A 21,561-nucleotide genomic window follows, 5' to 3' on the forward strand; every position below is an offset into this window, starting at 1 on the left:
CGCGCAAGTAGTGCGCCAGGCGGTTGGCGCGCGCATTCAATTCGCCATAGGAGACCGAACCCTGCTCGCCGATCAGGGCTGGCGCCTGCGGCTGCGCCGCTGCCAGCCGCGCAAACTCGGCATGCACCAGGCTTTCGCCAGGGTAGGCACGAGCCGTGGCATTGAAGTCGTGCAGCAGTTGCTGCATTTCCGCTTCGCCGTTCATGGCCAACTGCTGCAATGGCAGTTGCGGAGAGGCGGCCATGGCGGCCAGCACGTGCTGCCAGCGTGCCAGCAGGCGCTGGATGCTGGATTTGTCGAACAGGTCGCTGGCATAGGTCAGGTTGCCCGCGACGACTTCGCCGTTGTCGACCAGCGACAACGACAGATCGAATTGCGTGGTCGTGTTGTCCTGGGCCAGGCCGCCAATCGTCAAGCCTCGCAGCGCCAGCTCTCCGCTGTCGGGTGTGTTGTTCATCGACAGCACGACCTGGAAGATCGGGCTGTGGCCCAGGCTGCGTTCCGGCTTGAGCATTTCCACTACCTGCTCGAACGGCACACGCGCAGGGCCAGCGTGTTGACGAAGAAGCCGATCATGCCTTCCACTTCGCTGCGCTGGCGGTTGGCCACCGGCGTGCCGATCACCACCTCGTCCTGTCCGCTCAGGCGCGACAGCAGCAGCGACCAGCCGGCCAGCAGCGTCATGAACAGCGTCGTTCCTTGCTGCTTGCCCAGCGCACGCAGCGCCGAGACCAGCGATTCGGGCAAGGTCAAGCTCTCGTTGCCGCCAGCGTAGCTCTGCACCGCAGGACGTGCGCGATCGGTTGGCAGCTCCAGCAGGGTCGGAGCACCCTCCAGGTGGGCCTGCCAGAAGTCCAGCTGCCGTTGCAGTTCCGCCCCCTGCAGCCATGCACGCTGCCATGCGGCGTAATCGGCATAGTGCACGGCAAGCGGCGGCAGCGGATCGCTTTCACCCTGGCTGAAGGCGCGATACAGGGTGCTCACTTCGCGAATCAGGGTGGCAATCGACCATGCGTCGGAAATGATATGGTGCTGCGTAATCAGCAACACGTGTTCCTGTTCCCCAAGCACGAGCAGGCGGCCGCGGATCAGCGGCCCCTGCGCCAGGTCGAACAGCGCGCGCGATTCTTCCAGCGCCATGCGCTCGACGGCGAAAGCACGCTCGTGCCCGCTCAGCTCGCTCAGGTCCTGCTGCACCAGGGTGAAGCCGCAATCGGCCGGCGCGATATGTTGCAAGGGCTGGCCATCGGCCAGCACAAACGTAGTGCGCAGGCTTTCGTGGCGTGCCACCACGCGGTCCAGTGCCGCCGCCAGGGCCTTCTTGTCCAGTTCACCTTGCAGGCGCAGGCCGGCCGGCAAGTGGTACGCCACGCTTGCGGCATGGTCCAGCTGGTCCAGGAACCACAGGCGCTGCTGCGCCCAAGACAGCGGCACAGGCTGGCTGCGGTCGATCGGTTCGATCGCTCCCAGCTGGGTGTCCCGTCCAGCGCCTACGCGCAGCGCCAGATCCTTCAGCAGCGGCTGCTCGAACAGCTCGCGCAGCGCTAGTTCGACCTGCAGCACTTGGCGCAGGCGCGATACCACTTGCACCGCCAGCAGCGAATGCCCGCCCAGCTCGAAGAAGTGGTCGTGGCGTCCGACCCGCTCCACGCCCAGCAGCTCTTGCCAGACCTGCGCCAGCACCTGCTCCGCCTCGCCCTGCGGTTCCTCATAAGGCCGCGCCGCCAATGCCGCCTCGTCCGGTGCCGGCAAGGCCTTGCGATCGAGCTTGCCGTTGGCCGACAGCGGCAGAGCCTCCAGCAGCACGAAGGCGCTCGGGATCATGTAATCGGCTAGCCGGCGCGCCAGCGCCTGGCGCAAGGTCGCCGGTTCCAGCAATCCGGCGGCCGCTTCAGCCTGCGCCGTCAGGTAGGCTACCAGGCGTTGCCCGCCGGCCGCATCGCTGCGCGCCACCACCACCGCCTCGCGCACCCCGGCGCAGTCCTGCAACTGCGCCTCGATCTCGCCCAGCTCGATGCGCAGGCCGCGGATCTTCACCTGGAAGTCGTTGCGGCCCAGGTACTCGATGGCCCCGTCAGGCAGCCAGCGCGCCAGGTCGCCGGTGCGGTACAGCCGGCCCGGCGCAAACGGGTTGTCCATGAAACGTTCGGCAGTCAGTTCCGGACGGTTCAGGTAACCGCGGCCCACCGCCACGCCGCCGATGTACAGCTCGCCCGCCACACCCACCGGTACCGGGGCCATGCCGCTGTCGAGCACATACATCTGCACGTTGGCAATCGGATAACCGATCGGCACCTTGCCCGCCGGGCCCTGCGCCGTGCAGCGCCAGGCCGTGACGTCGATTGCCGCCTCGGTCGGTCCGTACAAGTTATGCAGGGCCACGGCCGGCAGGCGCGCCAGGAATTGCTGCTGCAGCGCGTAAGGCAGCGCTTCGCCGCTGCAAAGCACCTGGCGCAGCGTGCCGCAGCACGAGAGGTCGGCATGCTCGAGGAACAGTTGCAGCATCGATGGCACGAAGTGCATGGCCGTGATGCCGGCGCAGCGTGCCGCAGCACGAGAGGTCGGCATGCTCGAGGAACAGTTGCAGCATCGATGGCACGAAGTGCATGGCCGTGATGCCGGCCTCCTGCACCAGGCCGGCCAGGTAACCCGCATCCTGGTGGCCGCCCGGACGGGCCAGCACCAGTTGCGCGCCCGCCGCCAGCGGCAGGAAGAATTCCCAGACCGAGACGTCGAAGCCGAATGGGGTCTTCTGCAGCACGCGGTCCGCGCTGCCGATGCCGTACTCCTGCCAGGCCCAGCACAGGCGATTGACCACGGCGCGGTGTTCGTTCATCGCGCCCTTGGGCAGGCCGGTCGAGCCGGAGGTGTAGATCACATAGGCCAGGTGCTGCGAGCCGAGGCCGAGGGAAGCCGCATCGGGATTGCCTTCCGATTCTCCGGCGCAGGCCGTGGCCTGCGCGTCGAGTGCTAGCACCGGCACCCCGATTGGCGGCAAGCCGTCCTGCAGCCAGGGTTGCGTCAGCAGCGCCGCCGGGGCGCTGTCGGCGAACATATGCGCCAGGCGTTCGGCCGGATAGGCTGGATCGAGCGGCACATAAGCACCGCCGGCCTTTCTCGATGCCGCGCTCCATGCAGATCGCCACCCGCGTGTCGGGCTTGACCCCAAGCGCCAGCAGGCGGTGCGCGACGCGGTTGGCGCGCCGGTTCAATTCGTCGTAACTGAGCAGCTCATCGCCAAAGCGCAGCGCCGGCGCGTCGGGCTGGGCCAGCACGCGCGCTTCGAACAGCTGGTGCACCAGCACGTCCTGCGGCAAGTCGGCGGCACTGGCATTGAAGTCCAACAGCACTTGCCTGCGCCCCGTTTCGTCGAGCAGCGGCAAGGCAGCCACGGGCTGCGCATCGTCGGCCACCATGGCCGCCAGCACGGCCTGTAACTGGCCCGCCAGCCGCTCGATGCTGGCAGCGTCGAACAGGTCGCTGGCGTAGGTCAGGCTGCCGTGGATCGTCTCGCCGCCATCCACCAATGACAGCGACAGGTCGAATTGGGTGGTGGTGGCGACCTGCGGCACGGTTTCCAGCGTCAGCCCGGCCATGCCACCGTCGCCGGTGGTCGGCATGTTGTTCATCACAAACATCGCCTGGAAGATCGGGCTGTGGCCCAGGCTGCGCGGCGGATTGACGGCTTCCACCACCTGTTCAAAAGGCAGGTCCTGGTGTTCGTAGGCGTCCAGGGTGGATGCGCGCACCTGCTGCAGCAGCTGGGCCACGCTTGGCTGCTCGTCCAGCCGCACGCGCAGCGCCAGCGTATTGAGGAAGAAGCCAATCAGGGCCTCGACCTCGCTGCGCTGGCGGTTGGCCACCGAAGTGCCGATCACCACGTCGTCCTGCCCGCTCAGGCGCGACAGCAGGATTGCCCAGCCGGTAAGCGCCGACATGAACAGGGTTACGCCATGGCGCGCACTGAACTTGCGCAGCGCTGAGGTCAGCCCAGCCGGCAGCGCCACCTCGTGGCTGGCGCCGGCATAGCTTTGCCGGCCCTGGCGCGGGCGGTCGGTCGGTATGGCCAGCAGCGCCGGTGCCCCGCTCAGGTGACTGGTCCAGAACGCGAGTTGTTCTTGCAGCCGTTCGCCCTGCAGCCAGCCGCGCTGCCACGCCGCGTAATCGGCATACTGCAGCGCCAGCGGCGGCAAGGGGTCTGCTTCGCCCTGGCTCAGGGCGGCATACAATGCGCTGACTTCGCGCACCAGGATGCCAACCGACCAGCCGTCGGAAATGATGTGGTGCATGGTGACCAGCAGCACGTGCTCCTGCCCGGACAATGCCAGCAGGCGCCCGCGGATCAAGGGGCCGCGCTCCAGGTCGAAGCGCGCCAGCGCCTCCGCCTGCACCTGGCGCGCGACGGCAGCTTCCTGTTCATGCCCGCCCAGCGCACGCAGGTCGTGGCGCGCCAGCGCGAAACCCGCGTCCGGCGGCGCAATGCGTTGCAGCGGTCCGCCGTCGGCGCCCACGAAGCAGGTGCGCAGGTTTTCGTGGCGGGCCACGATGCGGTCCAGCGCAGCTTGCAGGGCCGCGCTGTCCAGCGCACCGCGCAGCCGCAAGGCCAGCGGCGTGTGGTAGGCCGCGCCGGCGGCCTGGTCCAGCTGGTCGAGGAACCACAGGCGTTGCTGCGACCAGGACAGCGGCAACGGTCCGTTGCGGTCGGCCGGCGCGATGGCCGTCATGGCGCTGCCGCGCGCCTGCATCACGCAGCGCGCGAAGCCTTCCAGCGTCGGCTGGGCGAACAGTTCGCGGATGCCGACGTCGACGCCCACCACCTGGCGCAGGCGCGAAATCAGCTGCACCGCCGACAGCGAGTGCCCGCCCAGCTCGAAGAAGTGGTCGTGCCGCCCCACCCGCTCCAGCTTCAGCAAATCCTGCCACACGGCCGCGATGGTCTGTTCCAGCTCGCCCTGCGGCGGCTCGTACTGGCGGCGTGCCAGCAGCGCCATGTCCGGCGCCGGCAGCGCCTTCCGATCGAGCTTGCCATTCGGCGTCAGCGGCAGGGCGTCCAGCAGCAGCAAGGCTGCCGGCATCATATAGTCGGGCAGGCGCCCTTTCAGCTGCTGGCGCAGGCTGTCGCTGTCCGGCCGCTGGACGCGCGCGGCCGCGCGCAGGCGGTCCAGTGGTTCCAGTCCGGCCAGGGCGTCCTCGGCGTCCATCCAGTCGATCAGGCAGGCCACCTCGTCCACGCCGATGCCCGACAGGGTGCGCATCACCGGCAGGCAGGTCTCAGGGGTGCCGATCAGCGACGCCGTGCGCGAATAGCGCTCGAAGGCGACCGACACGATGTTCTCGAGGTCCTGCTCGCTCGGCCGCTCGATCGGCAGCTCCAGGCTTTGCACCAGCGACTCCAGCAAGCCAAGGTGCGAACGCATATAGCGCATGAACGGCGCGCGCGCGCGCTCCAGTGTGGCCTCGAAATCGTCGCCGACGAAGGTGTGCACCATCAGGCTGACCTTGCCGCCGGCCGGGTCGAAGCCAGCCCGGCGGCGCGCCTCGCGGTACAGCGCGATCTTGTCGGCCAGCTTGGGCAAGGTCTGGCCCAGCAAGTGGGTCAGCACGTTCAAGCCCAGGCTGCCCGCCAGCTCGAAGGTTTCCGCGTTGCCGGCCGCCGTGATCCACAGTGGAAGCTCGGCCTGCAGCGGGCGCGGATAGATGCGGATATCGGCCGGCATGCCATTGCCGTCCTGGCAAGTGACGCTGTCGCCGCGCCACAGCGCGCGCAACCTGGCCAAACCATCGGCGGTCGCGGTGCGGCGCGCGGCGAAGTTGTCCGGCGCCAGCACGAAGTCGCGCGGGTGCCAGCCGGTGGCCACGGCCATGCCGACCCGGCCATGCGAGAGGTTGTCGACCACCGCCCACTCTTCCGCCACGCGGATCGGGTTGTGCAGCGGCAGCACCACGCTGCCGGCCCGCAACTGCACGCGCGACGTCATGGTTGCCAGGGCCGCGTTCAGCACGGACGGATTGGGATACAGGCTGCCCACTTCATGGAAATGGCGCTCCGGCGTCCAGATCGCTTCGAAGCCATGCTCATCGGCGAAGCGCGCCGACTGCAGGTACAGCGCGTATTTGTCGCCCTCGGCATAAGTGTCGGCCCCAAAATAGAACAGGCTCATGGCCGGGCCGGCATCGCTGCCGCCCTGCTGCGGCACCACGTAGGCCACCAGGCGCTTGTCGCCGGCGCCATCCTGGCCCGCCACCACCACCGCTTCTTTCACGCCGGGCAGCCCGGCCAGCACATGCTCGACTTCACCCGGTTCGATGCGGAAGCCGCGGATCTTGACCTGCTGGTCGATGCGGCCCAGGTACTCGATATTGCCGTCCGCCATGCGGCGCGCCAGGTCGCCGGTGCGGTACATGCGTTGGCCCGGGGCGCCGAACGGATCGGGCAGGAAGCGCTCGGCCGTCAGTTCCGGGCGGCGCAGGTAGCCGTGCGCCAGCCCGGCGCCGGCAACGAACAGTTCGCCCTGCACTCCCATCGGTACCGGCTGCAATTGCGCATCGAGCAAGTACAGGCGCGTGTTGGCAATCGGCCGGCCAATGCTGATGCGCGCCTGGCTGGCGTCGAGGCGGCACAGGCTGGACCAGATCGTGGTCTCGGTCGGCCCATACATATTCCACACAGCGGGAACATGGCGCAACAACACGCCAAGCAGGTCCGGCGGCAGTGCCTCGCCACCGCACAGGACGGTCAGCGGGCGTGCCAGTCGCGGCCAGCCCAGCTCGCACACGATGCGCCAGGTCGATGGCGTGGCTTGCATCAGGCTGACCTGGTGCGTGGCCAACGTCTCATGCAGGTAGTGCGGGTCGGCAGTGCGCGCCGGATCGGCCAACACCACGCTGGCGCCCACGGTCAGCGGCAGCCACAGTTCCAGCCCGGCGATGTCGAACGAGAGCGGCGTCACGTTCAGCACCACGTCCTCTGCCGTCAAGCCGGGCTCGCGCTGCATGCTGAACAGGAAGTTGGCCAGCGCACGGCGCCCCACTTCCACCCCTTTCGGGCGGCCGGTGGAGCCCGAGGTGTAGATCACATAGGCCGGCGCCTGCGCCGGCAGCGCCAGCGCAGGATTGCTGTCCGGCAGTGACGCCAGCTGTTCCCACTCGCTGTCCAGGCACAGGCTGGCGCAGCCGCCCAGCGGCAGGCGCGCGCGCAGCGCTTGCTCGGTCAGCACGATATCGGGCCGGCCGTCTTCCAGCATATACGCCAGGCGCTCGGCCGGGTATTGCGGATCAAGCGGCAGGTAGGCGGCGCCCGCCTTCCACGCCGCCAGCAATGCCGTCACCATGGCCGGCGAGCGCTCGATGCAGACCGCCACCAGGCCGCCGGGGCCGACGCCGCGCGCGGCCAGGCCGTGGGCCAGGCGGTTGGCCTGCTGGTTCAGTTCCCGGTAGCTGAGCGCAATGTCGCCGTGGCGCAGCGCGATGGCGTCCGGCCGCAGCGCGGCCTGGCGTTCGAACCAGGCGTGGGCGCCGCCATCGTCCGGTACCTCGAGCGCGCTGGCGTTGCAGTCTTCCAGCAGCACCTGGCGTTCCGCCGCCGGCACCACCGGCAGGCTGAGCAACGCCGTGCGCGGTGCGCCATCCAGCGCCTGCGCCAGTTGCTGCAGGGCCTGCTCCAGGTAGCCGCACAGGCGGGCGCCGTCGATGCCGGCCACGGTCTGGGCGCGCAGCACGAAGCCGTCGCCTTGGTCGTCCACCGACATCGAAATCGGGTAATTGGTACGCTCCTGCGCCGTCAGCAGCTCGATGCCGGGCGCCGCCGGGGCGGCGGCCTGCTCGGCGCCGGCGGCCTGGGCGTGGCGATAGTTGAACAGGGTGGTAAACAGCGGCGTCTGCACCGGCACGCCACTGCAGCGCTGGGCCAGCGCCAGCGAGGCGTGTTCGTGCTGCAGCAGCCCGCTCAGGCGGGCATGGCTGGCGCGCAGCGCATCGTCCACCGCCGTGGCGTCGATGTCGAGCCGCAGCGGCAGCGTATTGATGAACATCCCGAGCGCGCGGTCGGCGCCGGCGCCGCCCTGCATGCGGCCGAACAGCACGGTGCCGAACACTACCTGCTCGCGTCCGGTCAGCTTGCTCAGCACCAAACCCCAGCCCAGGTGCAGCATGGCCGCCGGGCTGACGCCCAGTGCGCGCGTGTGGCGCCGCAGCGCCTGTGCCAGCGCCGGCGCTAGGTCGAGGCGCGCCTCGCCGACGGCGCTGCCGTCGCCTTGCAGGTCGAACACATCGTAGGGGGCACACGGTTCCGCGATATCGCCCAGCGCCTGGCGGAAATATGCCTCGTGCGCATCGGTTGCCAGCCCCAGGCGGGTCTGCGCCACGTAATTGCGGAACGGCACCGCCGGCGCCAGCGCCTGTCCCGCCAGCACGGCCAGGATTTCGCCGATCACGCCCTGCATCGTGGTGTGGTCGATCACCATATGGTGCATCAGGATCAGCAGCAGCCAGCGCTGCTGTGCCGTGTCGCGGGCCACGAAGGCGCGCAGCAGCGGGGCCTGGGCCAGGTCCAGCCGGTAGCTGCGCGCGTCGAAGCGGGCCATCAGCTGCTGTGCGGCGTCACCCTGCTGCGGGTCGAGCGCCACTTCCTGCACCGCCAGCGGTGCCTGGCGCAGCACCACTTGCAGCGCAGCGTCCAGCCCCTCCCAATGAATGGCCGTGCGCAGGATGTCGTGCCGCTCGATCACCACCTGCAGCGCTGCCAGGAAGCCGTCCAGGCGCTGGCGGCTGTCGAAGGCCAGCAGGCTGGGCGACAGGTAGGGGTCGCCTTGCTCGCCCATCAGGTGGTGGAACAGCATGCCTTCCTGCAGCGGCGCCAGCGGATAAATGTCCTGCACGGCGGCGGCGCCGCCGGGCACGCGCGCCAGCAGGCCGTCGATGGCCTGCTGGCTCAACGCCACCAGCGGCAGCATGTCCGGCGTGATGGCCTGGGCCCCGGCGGGAATGGCGGCCGGCGGCACCTGCACGCCGGCGTCAAGGCCGACACTGGCGGCCAGCTGGGCGATGGTCGGGGTGTTGAACAGGGCTCCGATGTCGGCCTGCAGGCCGGCCTGGCGCATGCGCTCGATCAGGTTGACCACCATCAGCGAGTGGCCGCCCAGGTCGAAGAAATTGTCGTCGCGGCCCACGCGCGGCACACCCAGCAGCTCCTGCCAGATCTGCGCCAGCGTTTGTTCGACTTCGCCCTGCGGCGCATGGTACTGGCCGCGCGGCACGGCGTCGCCGTCGGGCGCCGGCAGCGCCTTGCGGTCGACCTTGCCGTGCGCCGTCAGCGGCAGCGCGTCGAGCATGACGAAGGCTGCCGGCAGCATGTATTCCGGCAGAACGCGAGACAGCGCCTGGCGCAGGGTGGCCACCTCCAGCGCGGCCTCCGGCTGCGTCACCAGGTAGGCCACCAGGCGCTTCTCGCCCGACTGCTCCTGGCGCGCCAGCACCACCGCTTCGCGCACGCCGTCGCAGGTGGCCAGGCGGTTTTCGATTTCGCCCAGCTCGATGCGGTGGCCGCGCAGCTTGACCTGGAAATCGTTGCGGCCGCAGTAGTCGATATTGCCGTCGGGCAGCCAGCGCCCCAGGTCGCCGCTGCGGTACATGCGCTCCTCGCCGCCAGCAAACGGGTCGGCCAGGAAGCGCTGAGCGCTCTGCTCGGGCAGGTTCAGGTAGCCGCGCGCCACGCCGGCACCGCCGATATGGATTTCACCGATCACGCCGGGCGGCACCGGCTGGCCGTGGGCGTCGAGGATGTAGATGCGGGCATTGGCGACCGGGCGCCCGATCGGCACTGCGCCGCTGTCGCCAGCCTGGCAGCGGTAGAGCGAGCTGCAGACCGTAGTTTCAGTCGGGCCGTAGGAGTTGTACAGGGCGAAGCGCGCCGACCAGCGCTGCGCCAGTGCGGGCGGCAGGGCTTCGCCGCCGGTGATCACGTGCAAGCCGTCCGGCAATTGCTGCGGGTCGAGCGTGGCCAGCATGGCCGGCGGCAGCGTGGCATGGGTGATGCCATGCTGGTGCAGGGTGGCCGGCAGGGCGTGGCTCAGCAGCTCCGCGCGCTCGCACAGGTGCAGGCTGGCGCCGCTGCACAGGGCCAGCATCAGTTCCGACAGGCAGACGTCGAAGCCGAAGGCCATGAATTGCAGCACCCGGCTGTCGGGCTGCACGCCATAGGCCTCGATCAGGCCCATGGCCATATTGCACAGGGCGCGGTGGTGGTTCATCACGCCCTTCGGCACGCCGGTCGAGCCCGAGGTGTACAGCACATAGGCCAGGTGCTGCGGGCCCAGGCCGGCAGCCGGCAAGTCCGGGTTGACGGCCGGCTGGCGCGCCATGGCGCCCAGGTCGCCGTAGGCGTCGTCGTCCAGCAGCACGACCCGCAGCAGGCTGCTGGCCGGCAGCTCGTCTTCCAGCGCGGCCTGGGTCAGCAGCGCCACCGGCGCGCTGTCGCGCAGCATGTGCGCCAGCCGCTCGGCCGGGTAGGACGGGTCGAGCGGCACCAAAGCGGCGCCGGCCTTGAGCACGGCCAGCACCGCCACCACCATTTCGACGCTGCGCCCGGCGCAGATCGCCACCCGGTCGTCGGGCTGTACACCCATGCCGAGCAGCAGGTGGGCCAGGCGGTTGGCGCGCTCGTTCAATTCCTGGTAGCCGAGGTGCTGCCCGCCGCACACCACGGCGGTGGCGTCGGGCTGGCGCGCCGCCAGCGCTTCGAACATGCCATGGGCGAAGCCCGGCGCGGGCAGCGCCATCACCGGCCCGTTGCCGGCGTCAAGGACAGTCTGGCGCTGCTGCGCGTCCATCAGCGGCAGGGCGCCAACCGCCTGCGCCGGGTCGCGCACCATGGCACCCAGCAACTCGCGGTACTGCCCGGCCATCCTCAGCGCGCAAGCCTCGTCGAACAAGTCGCGCGCAAACTGCAGGTTGGCCGAAATGGTGTCGCCATTGTCGGTCACGTGCAGCGTCAGGTCGAACTTGCTGGTGCCTTCGCTGAACGCGATGCTGCTCAGGTCCAGGCCCGGCAGCTGAAGGCTGGCGCCGCCGCCGCCACCGCTGTGGTTCATGGTCAGGTTGGTCTGGAACACCGGGCTGTGCGCCATGCTGCGCGGCGGATTGACCAGCTCCACCACCTGCTCGAACGGCAAGTCCTGGTGCTCGTAAGCGCCCAGGGTATTGTCGCGCACCTGGGCCAGCAGCTGGGCGACGCTGGGGTTGCCCGCCAGGCTGACCCGCAGCGCCAGCGTGTTGACGAAGAAGCCGATCAGGGCTTCGCTCTCGCTGCGCTGGCGGTTGGCCACGCCGGTGCCGGTCACGATCTCGTCCTGGCCGGCCAGGCGGCCCATCAGGATCGACCAGCCGGCCAGCAGGGTCATGAACATGGTGCAGCCATGCTGCTGGGTCAATGCGCGCAGCTGTGCCGCCAGCGCGTCGTCGAGCGCGAAGCTGATATTGCCGCCCTGGTAGCTTTGCACTGCGGGCCGCGGGCGCGCGCCAGGCAGTTCCAGCAGGGCCGGCGCGCCGGCCAGGTGCGCCTTCCAGAAATCGGCCTGGCGCCGCAGCTCGTCGCCCTGCAGCCAGGCGCGTTGCCAGACGGCGTAGTCGGCGTACTGGATCGCCAGCGGCGGCAGCGGATCGGGCTGGCCCTGGCTGAAGGCCGCATACAGGGCACTCACTTCGCGCACCAGCACCCCCATCGACCAGCCGTCCGAGACGATGTGGTGCATGGTCACCAGCAGCACATGCTCGTCGTGCGCCAGCTGCAGCAGGCGGCCGCGGATCAGCGGGCCGGCCGCCAGGTCGAACGGGGCTGCCGCCTCGTCGGCGACGGCGCCGCGCCAGGCCGCCTCGCGCGCCGGCGGCGCCAGTTGCGACAGGTCTTCGCGTTGCAGCAGGAAGCCGCAATCCGGGTCATCGATCAGCTGCACCGGCTGGCCATCGGCCAGCGCGAAGCGGGTGCGCAGCACTTCGTGGCGCGCCACGATACGGTCCAGGGTGGCCTGCAGCGCCGCCACGTCGAGACTGCCCTGCAGGCGCAGGCCGACCGGCATGTGGTAGGCGGCGCCGGCGGCGCGGTCCATCTGCGTCAGGAACCAGAGGCGCTGCTGGGCCCACGACAGGGGCAGCTTGCCGTTGCGCTCGGCGCGGCCGATGCGCACCTGGCTGGCACCGGCACGGCGTGGCGCATTGCGCTCCTGCAGCTTCTTCAGCTTCGCCGCGCGTTTGAGTCTTTCCAGTTCTGCTGCGTTGACGTGCTCAGACATTGCCATCTCCTGCCGACAGTAGCGCCAGCAATTCAGTTTCGGATAGTGAATCGATCTCGTCATCGAGACCGTCGGTGTCGGCGTACAAGGCCAGTTGCAGGGCCACCAGCGCATCGGCCAGGTCGGACAGCTGCGGGTGCTGGAACAGCGTCTTCAGCGGCAGCTCGACCTCGAACTGCTCGCGGATGCGGCCCAGCATCTGCACCGCCAGCAGCGAATGGCCGCCCAGCTCGAAGAAGTGGGCATGGCGCCCGATCGGCGCCGTACCCAGCAATTCCTGCCAGATGCGCGCCAGCGCCTGCTCGATGTCGCCTTGCGGCGGCACCTGGTCCGCCGCGCTGCCGGCGCCAGCCGGCTCGGGCAGCGCGCTGTGGTCGACTTTGCCGTGCGCGGTTAGCGGCAGCGCCGCCAGCGCGACAATCGCCGCCGGCACCATGTAGTCGGGCAGTTCGCCCGCCAGGCGCCGCCGCAGGGCCGCCACATCGAGGGTGCCGTGCTGCGGCCCGGCCACCCAGGCCAGTAGGCGCTTGCGGCCGGCCTGGTCTGCGCGCACCGCCACCGCCGCTTCGCGCACGCCGTCGCAGGCCGCCAGCCGCTGTTCGATTTCGCCCGGTTCGATGCGGTGCCCGCGCAGCTTGATCTGCTGGTCGTTGCGGCCGTGATATTCGATGCTGCCGTCGGCCAGCCAGCGCCCCAGGTCGCCGCTGCGGTACATCCTGGCGGCGCCGCCCAGGAACGGGTCAGGAACGAAGCGCTGCGCGCTCTGCTCCGGCAGGCGCCAGTAGCCGTGCGCGACGCCGGCGCCACCGATATGGATTTCGCCGATCACCCCGGCCGCCACCGGCGCGCCGTCGGCATCGAGGATATACAGGCGGACATTGGCCAGCGGCCGCCCGATCGGCACCGAGCCCTGCTGTTCCGGCCGGCAGCGCTGGACCGTGGCGCACACCGTGGTCTCGGTCGGGCCATACGAGTTATACAGCGGGAAATGGGCCGACCATTCGCGCGCCAGCGCCGGCGGCAACGCTTCACCGCCGGTGACGATGTGCAGGCCGGCCGGCATCTCCTGCGGCGCCAGGGTGGCCAGCAGCGCTGGCGGCAGGTGCACGTGGCTGATGCCGCGCTGGCGCAAGGTGGCCGCCAGCGCGCCGCCCAGCGCTTGCTCGCGTTCGGCCAGGTGCAGCTGGCCGCCGCAGGACAGCGCCAGCAGGATTTCCGAAATGCCGACGTCGAAGCCGATCGGCAGCATCTGCAGCAGGCGGCTGTCCTGCCCCATGCCATAGGTGGCCAGCAGCGCGCCTACCAGGTTGTGCAGGGCGCCATGCGGGCACAGCACACCTTTCGGCGTGCCGGTCGAACCGGAAGTGTAGATCAGGTAGGCCGGATGGTCGGCACGCAGCGCGGGCGGCGGCAGGTAGGCGCTGTCCGGCTCCGGCACCTGCTGCGGCGCCTGGTCCAGCAGCAATACCGGCACTGCCAGCGGCGGCAGCAAGGCGCGCAGCGGGCTGCTGACCAGCAGCGCCAGCGGCGCGCTGTCCTGGAAAATGTGCGCCAGGCGCGCCGCCGGATACGAGGGATCGAGCGGCACCACGGCGCCGCCGGCCTTGAGCACGGCCAGCAGGCCCACCACCATCTCGGCGCTGCGTTCGGCGCACAGCGCCACGCGCTCGCCCGGCGCCACGCCGGCCGCCTGCAGGCGGCGCGCCAGGCGGTTGGCGCGCGCATCGAGTTCGGCGTAGCTCAGCGTGCCGTCCGCCGTGACCAGCGCCGGCGCGGCAGGATGGCGCGCCGCCATGTCCTCGAACGGCTGGTGCGCCAGCGCGCCGGCGGCGGCCGGCAGTTGCGGCGGATTGAACCCGTCCAGCAGCTGCCGCCGTTCCTGCTCGCCCAGCCAGCGCACTGCGTGCAGCGGCTGCGCCGCGTCGGCCGCCATGGCCTGCAGCACTACCTGGAAGTGGCCCGCCATGCGCTGCACCGTGGCTGCGTCGAACAACGCGCTGGCATACTGCAGCTGCAGGTGCAGCCGGCCATCGCCCTCGGTGACCGCCAGCGTCAGATCGAAGCGCGTGCTGGCCGCGCCGTCGTCCAGGCTGGTCAGCGTCAGGCCCGGCAGCGCCAGGCTGGCGCCGGCCGGCGTATTGTTCAGCGTCAGCATGGTCTGGAACAAGGGACTGTGCGTCAGGCTGCGCGGCGGGTTGACCGCTTCCACTACCTGCTCGAAAGGCAAGTCCTGGCGCTCCTGCGCCTGCAGCGTGGTTTCGCGTACCTGGGCCAGCAGCTCGGCCACCGTCGCCTCGCGCGGCAGCCGCACGCGCAGCGCCTGGGTGTTGACGAAGAAGCCGATCAGGCCTTCCACTTCGCTGCGCTGGCGGTTGGCTGCCGTGGTACCGACCACGATGTCCGACTGGCCGCTCCAGCGTGCGAGCAGCAGCGACCAGCCGCTCAGCAAGGTCATGAACAGGGTGGCGCCGTGGCGCATGCCCAGCGCCCGCAGGTCCGCCGTCAGGCTGGCATCCAGGTTAAAACGCAGGGTGCTGCCGGCATAGCTTTGCTGCGGCGGGCGCGGGCGGTCGGTCGGCAATTCGATCAGCGCCGGGGCGCCCTCCAGGTGCTGCCGCCAGAACGCGGCCTGCTCGCGCAGCACCTCGCCCTGCAGCACGCTGCGCTGCCAGATGGCGTAGTCGGCATACTGCAGCGGCAGCGGCGGCAGCGGGTCGGGCGCGCCGGCGCAATAGGCCGCATACAGCGTGCTGACTTCGCGGATGAAGATGCCGGCCGACCAGCCGTCCGAGACGATATGGTGTTTGGTCAGCAGCAGCACGTGGGCCTGCTGGCCCAGGCGCAGCAGGCGGCCGCGGATCAGCGGCCCGCTGCGCAGGTCGAAGGCGGTGCGCGCCTCGTCCAGGCGGTGGCGCTCGACGGCGCACTCCTGTTCGTGTCCGGCCAGCGCACCCAGGTCGTGGTAGTCCAGCGCGAAGCTGGCGGGGCCGTCGGCCAGGGCCTGCGCCGTCTCGCCGTCGCTCACGAAGCGCGTGCGCAGCACTTCGTGGCGCGCCACCACGCGGTCCAGCGCCGCTTGCAGCGCAGCGCGGTCCAGCGCCCCGTCCAGCGCCAACGCGTTAGGCATGTTGTAGGCGAGCGTGGCGGCCTCGTCGAGCTGGGCCAGGAACCAGAGCCGCTGCTGGGCCCAGGATAGCGGGGCCGTGGCGCCGCGCGCTGCCGGCGCCAGCGGCGCGCCGCTGGCCGCGCCGGCGGCACGCACCACGTCGGCAAAGCCGCTGAAGCCGGGCTGGGCGAACAGGTCGCGCAGCGCCACCTCGACGCCAAGGCTGGCACGGATGCGCGAAATCAGCTGGGCCGCCAGCAGGGAATGCCCGCCCAGTTCGAAAAAGTGATCGCCCCGCCCCACTGCGGTCACGCCGAGCACGTCCTGCCAGATGCCCGCCAGCGCTTCTTCCAGCGCGCCGGCCGGCGCCTCATGCTGGCGGCCGGCCAGCAGGTCCAGGTCGGGCGCCGGCAGCGCCTTGCGGTCGATCTTGCCGTTCGGCGTGAGCGGGAAGGCGTCCAGCATGACGAAGGCGGCCGGCACCATATAGTCGGGCAGCACGGCGCCCAGTTCAGCCCGCACGGCAGCCGCCGACAGCTCGGCGTTCGGTTGCGCCAGCAGGTAGGCCGCCAGGCGCGGCGCGCCTGCCACGTCTTCGCGCGCCAGCACCAGCGCTTCGCGCACGCCGCGGCAGGCCGCCAGCTTGGCCTCGATTTCGCCCAGCTCGATGCGGAAGCCGCGCAGCTTGATCTGGTGATCGATGCGGCCGCAGAACTCGATGATGCCGTCGGCGCGGTAGCGTCCCAGGTCGCCGGTACGGTAGAAGCGCTGTCCCGGCTGGAACGGATGCGGGACGAAAGCGCGCGCCGTCTGCTCCGGGTTGTCCAGGTAGCCGCGCCCGACACCGGCGCCGTCGACGCAGATTTCGCCGACCACGCCGACCGGCACCGGCTGCAGGTGGCGGTCCAGGATGAAGATGCGGTTGTTCGGCGTCGGCCGGCCGATCGGGATCGCCGCCTCGGGCGGCGGCGGCGCCAGCATGGCGTGGTAGGTAACGTCGTCCGAACACTCGGCCGGCCCGTACACGTTCATCAGCGGGACCGCCGGGAAGCGGGCGAACCATTCCTGGGTCAGCGCCGGCGTCAGCGCCTCGCCGGTCGGGATCAGCCAGCGCAGGCCCGGCAAGGCGAGCCCGGGTGGGCAGACGTCAAGCATGCTGCGCATCATGCTCGGCACGGTCTGCAGCAGCGTGACGCCGCGCGCGCTGCAGGCGCCCAGCAATTGCGCCGGGTCGTAGGCCACCTCGTCCGGCAGCACATCGGTGGTGCCGCCGACCAGCAGGGCCGACAGGAACTGCCAGACGCAGATGTCGAAGGCTGGCGAGGCGGTCTGCGCCAGCGTATCGCCGGCGCCGATCGCCATGGTGGAGAGCTTGCCGAACATATGGTTCAGCATGCCGTATTGCTCGACCATCGCCCCCTTCGGCTTGCCGGTCGAGCCGGAGGTGAAGATCACGTAGGCCAGGTCTTGCGGCGCGCCGCGCGGCGCCAGCTCGGGGGCCGGCCCGGCCAGCCAGCAGTCGTCCAGCACCAGGTGCGGCGGCAGCGGCTGGCCCGCGCCGGCAATCGCTGCCAGCACCGGCAGGCAGCTGCGCGCCACCAGCACCAGCGGCGAAGCGCTCGCGTCCATCACTTCGCGCAGTCGCGCCGGCGGATGGTTGGCGTCCAGCGGCAGGAAAGCGGCGCCCGCGCGCAGCACGCCGGTCATGGCTGCCAGCAGGCGCAGGTCGCGCTCGCACAGCAGCGTCACCAGCGTGTCGCGCGTGGCGCCGGCCGCCAGCACGGCTTGCGCCAGGCGGGCAGCGCGCTGGTCCAGTTCCTGATAGCTCAGGCGCTCGTCGGCACAGGCCGCCGCGATATGCTGCGGATAGCGCGCCACCTGGGCGCGGAACAATTGATCGAAAGTCTGCTCGAGCGGGTAGGCTTGGGCGGACTGGTTCCAGTCCTCGAGCAGCTGCCTGCTTTGCTGCGGTGCCAGCAGCGGCAACCGCTCCACCGGGCATTCAGGGTCGGCCACCATCGCCGACAGCAGCGTCAGCAGATGACCGCTCCAGCGCTCCACCGTGGCAGCCTCGAACAGGTCGCTGGCGAACTTCAGTTGGCCGGCAATGCCGTGCTCGTCTTCCGCCAGCACCAGCGCCAGGTCGAACTGTGCCGTCGCGTCGTCCTGCGCCACCGCGCTGACCGACAAGCCACGCAGGGACTGCACCCCGTGTTGCGGCGTGTTGTTCAGCATGAGCACCGCCTGGAACAGCGGGTTGTGGCTCAGGCTGCGCTCAGGCTTGACTGCGTCCAGCACCATTTCGAACGGCACTTCCTGGTTGGCGTAGGCGTCCAGGGTGCTGCTGCGTACTTGCGCCAGCAGTCCGGCCACGCTCGGGGCGGCCTGCAGGTCGACCTGGATCGCCAGGGTATTGAGGAAGTAGCCGATCAGGGGTTCCAGCTCGGCGCGCTGGCGGGTGGCTGCCGGCGTACCGACCACTACCTGGCCCTGGCCCGCCAGGCGGCCCAGCAGGGCCGACCAGCCGGCCAGCAGGGTCATGAACAGGGTGCAGCCATGGCGCCGGCCCAGTTCGCGCAAGCCGGCCACCAGCGCGCCGTCCAGCAACAGCGGCACGCTGCCGCCGGCATAACTCTGTACGGCGGGGCGGGCACGGTCGGCCGGCAGCGTCAGCATGGTCGGCGCGCCGTGCAGGTGCGCTTGCCAGAACGCGAGCTGGTCCTGCAGCGCAGCGCCCTGCACCTGGGCGCGCTGCCAGGCCGCGTAGTCGGCGTACTGGATCGCCAGCGGCGGCAACGGGTCTGCCGCGCCTTGGCTGAAGGCGGTATACAGCTGCGCCATCTCGCGCACGAAGATGGCCTTGGACCAGCCGTCGGACACGATGTGATGCATGGTGACCAGCAGCAAATGCTCGCGTTCACCCAAACGCAGCAGGCGGCCCCGCACCAGCGGTCCGGTGGCCAGGTTGAAGGGTTCCGCCGCCTCTTCGTTGGCAAGCCGCGCGGCGGCTTCACTGCGCTGCGGCTCTGGCAGTGCGCTCAGGTCCTGCAGCAGCAAAGGGCAACCGCTGTGCTCGGGCAGGATGCGCTGCACGGTCTGCTCGCCGTCAGTGACGAAACAGGTGCGCAGGTTTTCGTGGCGCGCAATGACGCGGTCCAGCGCAGCCTGCAAGGCGTCCCGCTCCAGCTCCCCTTCCAGGCGGATCGCGGCCGGCATATGGTAGGCGGCGCCCGCCGCCTGGTCCAGCTGGGCCAGGAACCACAGGCGCTGCTGCGCCCACGACAAGGGCAGCGGCTGGCTACGGTCGGCCAGCGGGATCGCCGCCAGCGTAGCGCGCCTGGTCGACAGCGCGGCAGCGGCGAACTGCGCCAGTCGCGGATGCAGGAATACGTCGCGCATCGGCACCTCGATCCCGAGGGCGTTGCGCAGCTGCGCCACCACCCGTACTGCAAGCAGCGAATGTCCGCCCAGTTCGAAGAAGTGGTCTTGGCGTCCGACTTGCTCGACCCCAAGCAAATCCTGCCAGATCTGTGCCACCTGTTGTTCCACTTCGCCGCAAGGGGCTTCGTAGCGCTGGCGCGCCAGGTCTTCCTGCTCCGGCGCCGGCAGCGCCCTGCGGTCCACCTTACCGTTGGCGTTGAGCGGGATGGCCGCCAGCGTCACGAATGCCGACGGCACCATGTAATCGGCCAGCGCCCCGGCCACCTGCTGGCGCAGTTCCGCCGCCTCCAGCTGCACGCCTTCCTGNGGCCGCCAGCGTCACGAATGCCGACGGCACCATGTAATCGGCCAGCGCCCCGGCCACCTGCTGGCGCAGTTCCGCCGCCTCCAGCTGCACGCCTTCCTGCGGCAGCAGGTAGGCCACCAGGCGCACTTCGCCCGGCACGTCCTCGCGCGCCAGCACCAGCGCCTCGCGCACCCCGGCGCAGGCTGCCAGCGCCGCCTCGATCTCGCCCAGTTCAATGCGGAAACCGCGCAGCTTGACCTGGAAGTCNGCCAGCACCAGCGCCTCGCGCACCCCGGCGCAGGCTGCCAGCGCCGCCTCGATCTCGCCCAGTTCAATGCGGAAACCGCGCAGCTTGACCTGGAAGTCGTTGCGGCCCAGGTATTCGATGCTGCCGTCGTCGCGCCAGCGTCCCAGGTCGCCGGTCTTGTACAGCCGGCCCGCACCGAAAGGATTGGCAATGAAGCGCTCGGCCGTCAGTTCCGGCCKGTTCARGTAGCCGCGCGCCACGCCGACGCCGCCCACGTGCAGTTCGCCGGCCACCCCGACCGGCACCGGCTGGCCCTGCCCGTCCAGGATGTAGACGCGCATATTCGCCAGCGGCCGCCCGATATGCGGCGCCGGCGCATCGGCCGCGATGCGGCACARCGTGGCGTCCACCGTGCACTCGGTCGGGCCGTACATATTGAAGAAGGCGCTGTGCGGCGCCGCGCGCAGACGGTCCCACATGGCCTGCCCCACTGCTTCGCCGCCGATCAGCACGCTGGCCGGCTGCCAGGCCTGCTCCAGCAAGCCGGCATCGAGCAGCACTTCCAGTTGCGACGGCGTGCAGTCGAAGGCGGCAATGGCGTGCTGCGCCAGGAAGGCCAGCATGGCCGCGCCGTCGGCACGGATCGCCTGCGGCACGATGTGCACGCAGTGGCCCGACAGTAGCTGCAGCAAGCCCTTGAGCGACATGTCGAAGGCAAACGAAGCGTTCAGCGCCACCGCCGAACGCGGCGCCAGCATGGCGTGCGTGCTGCGCGCCATCTGCTGCCAGAAGTTCACCGCCGAGCGGTGCTCCACCATCACGCCCTTGGCGGAAGGCGGCAATGGCATGCTGCGCCAGGAAGCCCAACATGGCCGCGCCGTCGGCACGGATCGCCTGCGGCACGATGTGCACGCAGTGGCCCGACAGCAGCTGCAGCAAGCCCTTGAGCGACATGTCGAAGGCAAACGAAGCGTTCAATGCCACCGCCGAACGCGGCGCCAGCATGGCGTGCGTGCTGCGCGCCATCTGCTGCCAGAAGTTCACCGCCGAGCGGTGCTCCACCATCACGCCCTTGGCGTTGCCGGTCGAGCCGGAGGTGTAGATGATATAGGCCAGCGAACTGGCGTCGGCGGCGCTGGCGGGCGCCGTGGCRGGCCAGGCGTCCCAGCTGYCGTCGTCCAGGGCCAGCACCGGCRCGCCCGCGGCCGGCACGCTGCCGGCCACGGCCTGCTGCGTCAGCACCAGCAGCGGCGCGCTATCCTGCAGCAGGTAGGCCAGGCGCTGCGGCGGGTTGTGCGGGTCGAGCGGCACATAGGCCGCGCCCGCCTTCAGGATGCCCAGCAGGCCCACCACCATCTCCACGCTGCGCTCGACGCACAGCGCCACCGCCACGCCGGGGCCGGCGCCGCGCGCCAGCAGGCCGTGCGCCACCTGGTGCCTTCAGGATGCCCAGCAGGCCCACCACCATCTCCACGCTGCGCTCGACGCACAGCGCCACCGCCACGCCGGGGCCGGCGCCGCGCGCCAGCAGGCCGTGCGCCACCTGATTGGCGCGTCGTTCCAGCTCGCCGTAGCTCAGGTAGCGGCCCTCGCACACCACAGCCGGCGCTTCCGGCTGGGCCTGCGCCTGGGCTGCAAACAGGTTGTGTATGGTGGCCTGCTCGGGGAAGGCGCAATCGGTCTCGTTGAAACTGTCCAGCAGGCGCGTGCGCTGCGCCGCGTCCAGCAGAGGGAGGCGGCTGGTTGCCTCTTGCGGCGTCGCCACCATGGCGCACAGCAGCGTCACCAGCATGCTGCCGATGCGCGCCACGCTGGACGCCTCGAACAGGTCGCTGGCATAGATGATCGAGGCGCCGATCTCCTCGCCTTGATCCAGCAGTGCCAGGGTCAGGTCGAATTTGGTCGCGCCAACACTTTGCTCCATGCCGCTCAGCGTCAGCCCAGGCAACTGCTGGCTTTGCTCGCTGGCCACGTTCATGGTCAGCATGGCCTGGAATACCGGGCTGTGGGCCAGGCTGCGCACCGGCTTGAGCGCCTCTACCACTTGCTCGAACGGCAGGTCCTGGTGGGCGTAGGCGCCCAGCGCCACTTGCTTGACGCGCTCCAGCAACTGCGCCACGCTCGGTGCGCCGTCCAGCTGGACGCGCATGGCTAAGGTGTTGACGAAGAAGCCGATCAGCGGCTCGACTTCGGCGCG

The 21,561-nt window shown here is 70.1% G+C and carries 2 protein-coding genes and 5 pseudogenes; all 7 read right to left on the bottom strand.

The features are described from left to right. A pseudogene (locus tag ASD58_RS30680) lies at positions 1 to 2,448 on the bottom strand (condensation domain-containing protein); the annotation flags it as partial. After that, positions 2,369 to 12,347 (bottom strand): annotated as a pseudogene (locus ASD58_RS32320) (amino acid adenylation domain-containing protein). The pseudogenes ASD58_RS30680 and ASD58_RS32320, both read right to left, overlap by 80 nt. Next, complete coding sequence (locus ASD58_RS20705) at positions 12,277 to 19,128, bottom strand: non-ribosomal peptide synthetase (RefSeq protein WP_057263128.1); 6,852 nt, start codon at positions 19,126 to 19,128, stop codon at positions 12,277 to 12,279. Before ASD58_RS20705 ends, ASD58_RS32320 begins: the two are co-directional and overlap by 71 nt. Positions 19,129 to 19,138: 10 nt before the next feature. Further along, positions 19,139 to 19,369, bottom strand: a pseudogene (locus tag ASD58_RS32845) (hypothetical protein); the annotation flags it as partial. A gap of 16 nt (positions 19,370 to 19,385) precedes the next feature. Beyond that, positions 19,386 to 19,906 (bottom strand): annotated as a pseudogene (locus ASD58_RS32850) (AMP-binding protein); the annotation flags it as partial. Between the two features lie 352 nt (positions 19,907 to 20,258). Then, positions 20,259 to 20,720, bottom strand: a pseudogene (locus tag ASD58_RS32855) (AMP-binding protein); the annotation flags it as partial. Continuing rightward, positions 20,620 to 21,561 (bottom strand): condensation domain-containing protein (locus ASD58_RS20720; protein ID WP_156401404.1); only part of this gene is annotated, 942 nt, incomplete at its 5' end. The gene ASD58_RS20720 and the pseudogene ASD58_RS32855, both read right to left, overlap by 101 nt.

It is taken from the genome of Duganella sp. Root1480D1, from assembly GCF_001427305.1.
In the GTDB taxonomy this organism is placed as follows: domain Bacteria; phylum Pseudomonadota; class Gammaproteobacteria; order Burkholderiales; family Burkholderiaceae_D; genus Rugamonas.